Raw genomic sequence first — 8049 nt, 5'->3', positions numbered from 1 at the left:
TGATACACAATTTCTACAAGACCATCATGAGCAGGCTTGACACCAAGGCTTTTGGGCTCAAGAAAACGAGTCGCATAAAGGCTTTTGTCTTCAGATTCATCTCCGTACCTGCCAAGTGGATCATGACTGCAAGGCAATACGTGCTGAATATCTACACAGAGAACCGAGCTTATGCAAGACCCTTCAAAACAGAATTCGGATAAGAATCCTTTCTTTCCGGTTTGAATCTGCGTATTACCTCAAGTCGCATCGTGGGGTAAGGGGATGGTGGCTACATATTGATGTTGTGCTGTTGCTTTTTACTGAAAGCTGCTACTAACGACTCATAAATCTACCCTTAATCGTGTATTGGATGATAGTTGCGGATTTTAGGTATATTACAAATACGCCCTGATCTCCAAATCTCCCTTGTGCGCATTGCCCTCAAGCGTCACCGAGACTGGCTATGTTGATGGTGTGGCGATGAAACCAGTAACTACAACTTACGAATACAATGAAAACAATTACATGCCCTCCAGCATAACAAAGAGCGTTGCCTTCAACGCCAACACGGAGGAGACATGCCTGACAAGGTATTGGTACCCAGGTGATGCGGAAGCCGTCAACTCAAACACGGCATGCCTGACAAGCGCGCATTGTATCAGCGAGAGAGTAAAGGCTCTGCAATACAGGAACGGGAACACAGTTGGCGGCTACAGGAATCTTTACATGCCGCTTTCAAATGGCTTGCCGGTAGTCAGCAAGAACTATTCCATAACTCCTAACAACAGCGAGGTTCTTGAACTGGACGTGACAGACTACGACGACTACGGAAACATCTGCGGTTATAAGAAGAAGGACGGAACTCCCGTTGCCGTAATATGGTCTTACTGCCATCGGCTTCCTGTATTGGAGATTGTCGGCAAGGCATATTCCGAAGTAAAGGCAATGTCGGGCATTGTCGACATTCTGGAAAATGGAACTGCCGCCACAGAAATAACAAATGCTACGGAGTCTCTTCACGCTGCCCTGCTGAATGAGAGAGCCATGGCGACAGCTTATGAATATTCCCCATGGCATACTCTTTCATGTGTCATCAAGCCTAACGGAGACAAGGCGAAATACCGCTATGACACCTATGGAAGACTGGAAGAAGCACGTGACGCTGACGACAATATCCTTCAAAAATATAACTACAACTACAAGACTAACTAGTATGAACAATATAAAACTATTACTTGCACTCCTGCTGTACGTTCCTGCCCTGTGCTCTGCTCAGACGGCAACGGAGAACTACGTCAAGACAGTGACGATGCTTGACGCGGACGGGACAGACTCGCTGCAGGCGGTGCAGTACTACAACGGGCTGGGCTATCCCACACTCTCCGTCGCCACTGCCGGCACCGACGGAGGGACGGCATGCACCCTGACGACCTACGACGGAGCGGGGCGCGAGAAACGCAGGTATCTACCCGTGCCGGCAAACGGTCTTGAATATATCCCCGTGAACGGTGTCACGTCCATGGGCCTGTTTTATCTTGACAACGGCTTCTTCACAGAGAGCCACTACGACGCGCTCGACAGGGTGACAGCAGTCGACATCGCAGGAGACACATGGAGACAGGCGGGAAAGCAGGACAGGACAGAGCATCTCGCCAACACACTGTCCGACCTCGTGCTGCACTACGAGGCTCCCGAGGACGGATCGTACAGCCTCACGCTCCCCGAGAACACATCATCCTTCGAGTACTATCCAGAGGGAACGCTGGCAAAAGCAGTGTCTTACGATGCCGACAACAGGAGCACAGCCGTATTCACCGACCTGCTCGGGAGGAAGATTATGGAGCGCACCGCAGCAGGAGATACCTATTATGTATATAACGACCTCGGCCAGCTGCGCTTCGTGCTCACACCTGCATTCAACAAAATATCGCAGGAAAAGACAATATATGCATACGAATATCGTTATGACAATAGAGGGCGGGTGGTATGGAAGAAACTGCCCGGGGCGGAATGCGTGCAGTACTGGTACGACAGTGCCGACCGCATGGCGTACATGAGAGACACCGCTCTGGGAAACCGCTACCGCTTCTGCCTGTACGACCGCTTCGGAAGGCTGTGCGTGCAGGGCACATGCAGCGACGGAAACCGCGACGGGTCGGTGCTCTCCGCTACATCATACACGAGCGGATCAGGGGGTGTCTGCAGCACAGGCTACTCCGCACCGTACAGCATCAGCGACCCGCAACTCGAGATAGTCAACTACTACGACACCTATGAATTCATCGGCAACAACCTTACAAGCGCGATGCCTGCATTAACCATTGGACAGGAACAGAGACAGCACGCCATCGGCTACCTTACGGGACAGGTGGTGTACGCTACCGGCGGCGAGGCCCTCGGCACCGTCACCGTGTACGACCGCAAGGGGCAGGCGGTGAGATGTGTACGCAAGGGTCTCGGCGGACGTCTCGAGGATGTGGTCACGGCATACACGTTCACGGGTGCCGTTGACAGCACGGAGGTGCATGCCGGTGTCGGTTACGGGAGTGACTTCATGGCAAAGACCTCCTATACGTACCAATATGGCAAAAAGACAAAGATGAGCCTGTCCGTCAGACATGGTGCCTCCACACAGTCGCGTGAGACGGGATACGTCTATGACGCCATAGGCAGGCTGGAAAGGAAGGAAAGGCAACTGACCAGGACATCCAAGTCCATGTGCTCATATACATACGACGTTCACGGATGGCTCAAGAGCGTCAGCAGCGGAGGATTCCGCGAAGACCTGTACTATGCCGACGGTCTTGACAGCGCATGCTACAACGGAAACATAAGCACCGTGCGGTGGAAGGCAAGGAATGATAGCGAATACAAGGGCTACAACCTGAGGTACGACGGGTGCAACCGCCTGTACCTGGCGCTTTTCGGAACAGGCGACAACCTGACAGGCAACAGAAACTACTTCAACGAGCAGGCGGAGTACGACTGCAACGGAAACATCAAGAGGCTGCGACGTTGCGGGCTTCAGGACGCGATGCACGGAGGTTTCGGATTGGTTGACGACCTGCGGATGACATACGAGGGGAACCAGTTGGCAAGCGTGTTCGACAACGTATGGAGACTTCCGTACGCAGGGGCGACGGACTTCGACGGCGTGGCTGGGCAGGAGTATCCACTGACATACAACGGGGCAGGGTCGCTCACGAGCGACGCGAGCCGCAGGATAGCGAGGATAGACTATGATCTGAGGAACAATCCGATAAGGATACAGTTCACCGACGGAAACGTGACGAAATATGTCTATAGCGCAATGGGCGAGAAACTGCGCGTGGTGTATCAGACAGCCGTTCCGAACATCACCGTCGCCATAGGAAGCACAAGGGAGCTCATGCCGTCGGAGATACTATACACAGACTCCACGGACTATCTGCTTGGAGGTGCCTTGACGCTTAAGAACGGACGCATAGACATGTTCCAGTTTGACGAGGGATACTGCCAGGCCACACAATATAATGCCACGCAGGACAACTTCACCTTCCTGTACTATGACAAGGACCACCTGGGAAATGTACGTCAGGTGACGAAAGCGGTAGGCAGCAATGGGACAGTAGTACAGACGATGAACTACTACCCCTTTGGAGCCCAGTTCTGTGACGGCTCTGCCGCATCAGGTGACGTGCAGCCGTACAAGTACAACGGCAAGGAACTGGACAAGATGCACGGATTGAACACCTACGACTACGGAGCGCGGCAGTACAATCCAGTCACCGCACGTTGGGACAGGATGGACCCGTTGGCGGAGAAATACTATAGCGTTAGTCCGTATGTGTATTGTTTGGGGAATCCAGTAAAGTTTGTGGACGAAGATGGCTTGAAGCCTACGGAAGAGGAAGCGGCTCGAATCGCGCATCATGTATATGGCAAAGACAAAGTTGAACTCATTGGGGGGTGGAGAGTCTCTAATTTGCATATAGACGGAGTCACTTTAAGGGATGACCGTTCTGGTTTTAAGTCTGCTATATATGAACGTACAATTGACGGGGTCACAGAATATGTCTATGCTACTTCAGGAACAGATAGTGATAGTTATGAAGACTGGAAAAATAATTTCTTACAGGTATTTGGAGCCTCGGAGCAGTATAATATTTCAAAGGAAAACGCACGTGTTTTATCGGACAATATTAATCAAGAACTTACTTTCGTAGGTCATTCTTTGGGCGGAGGCATGGCGGCTACGAATGCCTACAAGACAGGTCGCAGTGCAATGACATTTAATGCCGCATGGGTAAGTCCCCTTACCATTGCACCATGGAACAGGAAAGGTGCAAAAATAGACGCATATGTTCATGTTCGGGATGAATTGAATATTTTCCAACAAACACACATGGGAGTGAGAGCTAATGGAAATATACATTGGCGCAATAAAAACCGTGCAATAATGGGGCACAGCATAAAGAATTTCTATCCCTCGGGAAAGGAAATGATAATGCAGAAGAGCAAAAATGCACAATCGCAATATACGTTGAATACTAACAATATTTTATTTGGCTTTTAATTATGAAACATAATGGATATTTTTGTGCAATATGTGTCTTGCTGGTATTGTTGTCGTCCGCGTGCATAGACAGGGAGGCGCCAGTAGATAAGAAAAAACTATTAGGAGATGATTTTAGGTTATTTCAAGGCACCATTGCATGGAATTTAGCCAAGGCTGTACAAGACGAAAATGCCGATGAAATAAGGCGGCAGGTTCAGGATAAGAATATACCTATTGATTATAAGGAAGATAGATGGAAGCAAACTCTATTAATGCTTGCCACCCATAATAATAAGAAAGAATCAGTAAAAGCATTATTGGAATTAGGTGCAAATCCTAATGTACCATGTGATACCATTAGATATAGAGGGGATAATTCGGTTATTATTGCTTCAAGATTTAGTCGTGTTTCCCCTGAAATACTAAAGATGTTGTTAGAATATGGTGGAGACCCCAATTCCGTAGAGCGCGGAGTGCAGCAAGACAATCTTGGCAACTGGATTCCCGCTCGCCATTTTGCGTTGTTCGAGGCAGTGGATTTGGATGGAGATTATGAAAAAGTAAGAATGCTTGTGGAGGCAGGTGCTGATGTTAACATGCAGACAGAAGATACAGGTGCAGGTGCAATGTATGTCGCACTAACATTTGACCGTATGGATGTCCTTCTTTATTTACTGGAACACGGAGCAGACTATAATAGGAAGTTTAAAAGAATGGATGTTATCAGTTCTAAAGACTCTGCATATTACAAGTCATTTTATGTTGACATTCTTTATATGTTGAGACTTAGGGCATATCCTCTTGACTCTAAAAAGCATAAGGAAAAGTTAAAAGTCATAGATTTTTTAAAGGAAAGAGGAATGGACTATTGGAAGTCACCTGTCTCAGATTGGGCTTTAACTGTTATAAAACGTGAAATATCTCCGAAGGATGAAAAGGAATTACAGGAATATCTCAAGCGGTATTGACAACTGCAACGTGACGAGGTTTGTCTATTCCGCCACGGGCGAGAAACTGCGCGTGGTGTATCAGACTGCCGTTCCGAACATCACCGTCGCCATAGGAAGCACAAGGGAGCTCATGCCGTCGGAGATACTATACACAGACTCCACGGACTATCTGCTTGGAGGTGCCTTGACGCTTAAGAACGGACGCATAGACATGTTCCAGTTTGACGAGGGCTACTGTCAGGCCACACAATATAATGCCACGCAGGACAACTTCACCTTCCTCTACTATGACAAGGACCACCTGGGCAATGTCCGTCAGGTGACGAAGGCGATAGGCAGCACGGGGACGGTGATGCAGACGATGAACTACTACCCCTTTGGAGCCCAGTTCTGTGACGGCTCCGCCAATAACAACGATGTGCAGCCATACAAATACAATGGTAAGGAACTGGATAAGATGCACGGACTGAACACCTACGACTACGGCGCACGGCAGTACAATCCCGTCACTGCACGTTGGGACAGGGTAGATCCGCTGGCGGAGAAGTACTATAATGTGAGTCCGTATGCGTATTGCCACAATAATCCGGTAATGTTGATGGATCCAGATGGGATGGATGATTATTACACTTCTGACGGAACATACTTAGGTACAAACTCTGCAGAATCGGATTATATATATAAGTGATGACTATCGCGAACTGAAAGATGGCAAATATGTTATCAATCTTAATACAAGAGTTGGTTTACCATCATCTGATATTTCGGCAGAAGCTTTATCAAAAATTTTCACACATATCGTTGGAAGAATGCCTGAAGTAGATTTAACCCAAATAGATTGTAATCAGATTAATGTTGTGAAATGGTCACGTGACGCATATAGCAACACTATACACGTTGATAGCCATTATGGTAATGTCATGGTGGTGATGATAAAACAAATGCGAGCACATTAGGCAACAATATAACAGCTTTTTGGGGAGACAACAAACAAATGTTTGAATCACGAAGTAATATTCAGAACATGTTAGGTGGAGAAGAATACACCTGCCATATAAAAAAACAATGGCATCACTACATGAAAGATAGTAGGAATCCTAACAAAACCGACAATATTAAAATATTTAATTATTTAATGAACCACCCAACATGGAATAAGACAACTGATACTTACAAACAAAGTTTGATAAGATACAAACAATTTTTTTTAGGAGAATAAAAGATGAAGAGATTAATAATTGTCACATTAGTACCCCTTTTGTTTGCGTGCAATGACAAATATGTCTTGCAGGCGAATTTATGCATGGTTGGTGATAATAAAGAGATAAGGAGAGACGAAATGGATAACGTTTTCAACATAAGATGTTTGTCCATTCACTATTTAGCCATAAACAAATCCAATGACTCCATATTTATACCAATAGGGTATCCATACGAGAAAACGGTTATTGCCAATATAGAGTCAAGGGATTTATTTTATCAGCCATATCAATTATATAGATGTAATAAGTTTAATGGTTCAGCACAGCAATATTTTGCACCGGGAGATAGTATTTCAATTACATTCCTTTTTGCCATATATCCTAAAAACAGTACTGATAGCGAATGGTTGCGGAATGTTTCAACCAAGGAGTTGATGTCAAAGATGGAGTTAAAATTGGTTAAGCCAACGAATGGGAAAAACATAGATAAAATTCCCAACATAATCTTTAATAATGACACTAACGATATATGCATAAATCCAGTAATAAGTGTGCAAGATTCAGATCAGAAGATGGATTATGAGTCGATTAAACATAATTAAAGTAAATTGAGACATGAGCACGGTGCGCATTGAAAATACTGATATTCAAATTTGTTTAGATTATGTCGTCCAAACGAACGATTCCGTTATCTCCATCAATAGTTACAACTACAGGAAGCCATGAGTATAAATAAAATACACATAACGCTGATAACGATGCTTGCGGTGCCGCCATGCTCGGTTCTGGCTCAGACTCCATCCCAGAACTACGTCAGGACCGTGACGATGCTCGACGCTTACGGGACGGATTCCATTCAGGCTGTGCAGTACTACAACGGCCTGGGCCGCCCCACGCTCTCTGTCGCCACGGCGGGAGGAAACGGCGAGACCGCCTGCACCCTGACGACCTACGACGGAGCGGGGCGCGAGAAACGCAGGTATCTCCCCGTGCCTGCAAGCGGACTCGACTATATCCCCGTGAGCGGGGTCACGTCCATGGGCTTGTTTTATCTTGACGACGGATTCTTCACCGAGAGCCACTACGACGCGCTCGACAGGGTGACAGCAGTCGACATCGCAGGAGACACATGGAGACAGGCGGGAAAGCAGGACAGGACGGAACACCTCGCAAACACCGCTTCCGACCAGGTGCTGCACTTCGAGGCTCCCGAGGACGGCTCGTACAGCCTCACGCTCCCCGAGAACACAGCCTTCGAGTACTATCCAGAGGGAACGCTGGCAAAAGCAGTGTCTTACGATGCCGACAACAGGAGCACAGCCGTATTCACCGACCTGCTCGGGAGGAAGATTATGGAGCGCACCGCAGCAGGAGATAC

The 8049-nt window shown here is 47.4% G+C and carries 6 protein-coding genes and 2 pseudogenes; all 8 read left to right on the top strand.

Translation table 11 applies throughout. The features are described from left to right. Nucleotides 1-203, top strand: a pseudogene (locus tag CIK96_RS12060) (IS1380 family transposase); the annotation flags it as partial. Nucleotides 204-417: 214 nt separating this feature from the next. Beyond that, a complete protein-coding gene (locus CIK96_RS13295) occupies nucleotides 418-1194 on the top strand; it encodes a hypothetical protein (RefSeq protein WP_158214869.1) in 777 nt (258 codons plus the stop codon). Beyond that, nucleotides 1109-1585 (top strand): annotated as a pseudogene (locus CIK96_RS13730) (DUF6443 domain-containing protein); the annotation flags it as partial. The gene CIK96_RS13295 and the pseudogene CIK96_RS13730, both read left to right, overlap by 86 nt. Nucleotides 1586-1756: 171 nt before the next feature. Further along, nucleotides 1757-4537: an RHS repeat-associated core domain-containing protein gene (locus CIK96_RS12055; RefSeq protein WP_158214647.1), complete on the top strand. Its 2781-nt coding sequence runs from the start codon at nucleotides 1757-1759 to the stop codon at nucleotides 4535-4537. A gap of 2 nt (nucleotides 4538-4539) precedes the next feature. Next, nucleotides 4540-5487: an ankyrin repeat domain-containing protein gene (locus tag CIK96_RS12050; RefSeq protein ID WP_094389610.1), complete on the top strand. Its 948-nt coding sequence runs from the start codon at nucleotides 4540-4542 to the stop codon at nucleotides 5485-5487. Continuing rightward, nucleotides 5450-6157, top strand: coding sequence for an RHS repeat-associated core domain-containing protein (locus CIK96_RS12045; RefSeq protein WP_254046317.1), 708 nt, complete (start codon nucleotides 5450-5452; stop codon nucleotides 6155-6157). Before CIK96_RS12050 ends, CIK96_RS12045 begins: the two co-directional genes overlap by 38 nt. 534 nt (nucleotides 6158-6691) lie before the next feature. After that, nucleotides 6692-7273 (top strand): hypothetical protein, encoded by a 582-nt coding sequence (locus tag CIK96_RS12035; RefSeq protein WP_094389612.1) that lies wholly within the window; start codon nucleotides 6692-6694, stop codon nucleotides 7271-7273. Between the two features lie 120 nt (nucleotides 7274-7393). Next, nucleotides 7394-8049: DUF6443 domain-containing protein (locus CIK96_RS12030; protein ID WP_144007322.1), on the top strand; the 656-nt coding region annotated here is incomplete at its 3' end.

It is taken from the genome of Prevotella sp. P4-98 (assembly GCF_002251405.1).
Taxonomy (GTDB): Bacteria; Bacteroidota; Bacteroidia; order Bacteroidales; family Bacteroidaceae; genus Prevotella.
This window is presented reverse-complemented; position numbering and strand designations above follow the sequence as displayed.

Excerpts from the sequence above, each read along its gene's own strand:
- CIK96_RS12045 (WP_254046317.1), top strand. The coding sequence starts at position 5,450 with ATGAAAAGGAATTACAGGAATATCTCAAGCGGTATTGACAACTGCAAC.
- CIK96_RS12035 (WP_094389612.1), top strand. The coding sequence starts at position 6,692 with ATGAAGAGATTAATAATTGTCACATTAGTACCCCTTTTGTTTGCGTGC.
- CIK96_RS12050 (WP_094389610.1), top strand. The coding sequence starts at position 4,540 with ATGAAACATAATGGATATTTTTGTGCAATATGTGTCTTGCTGGTATTG.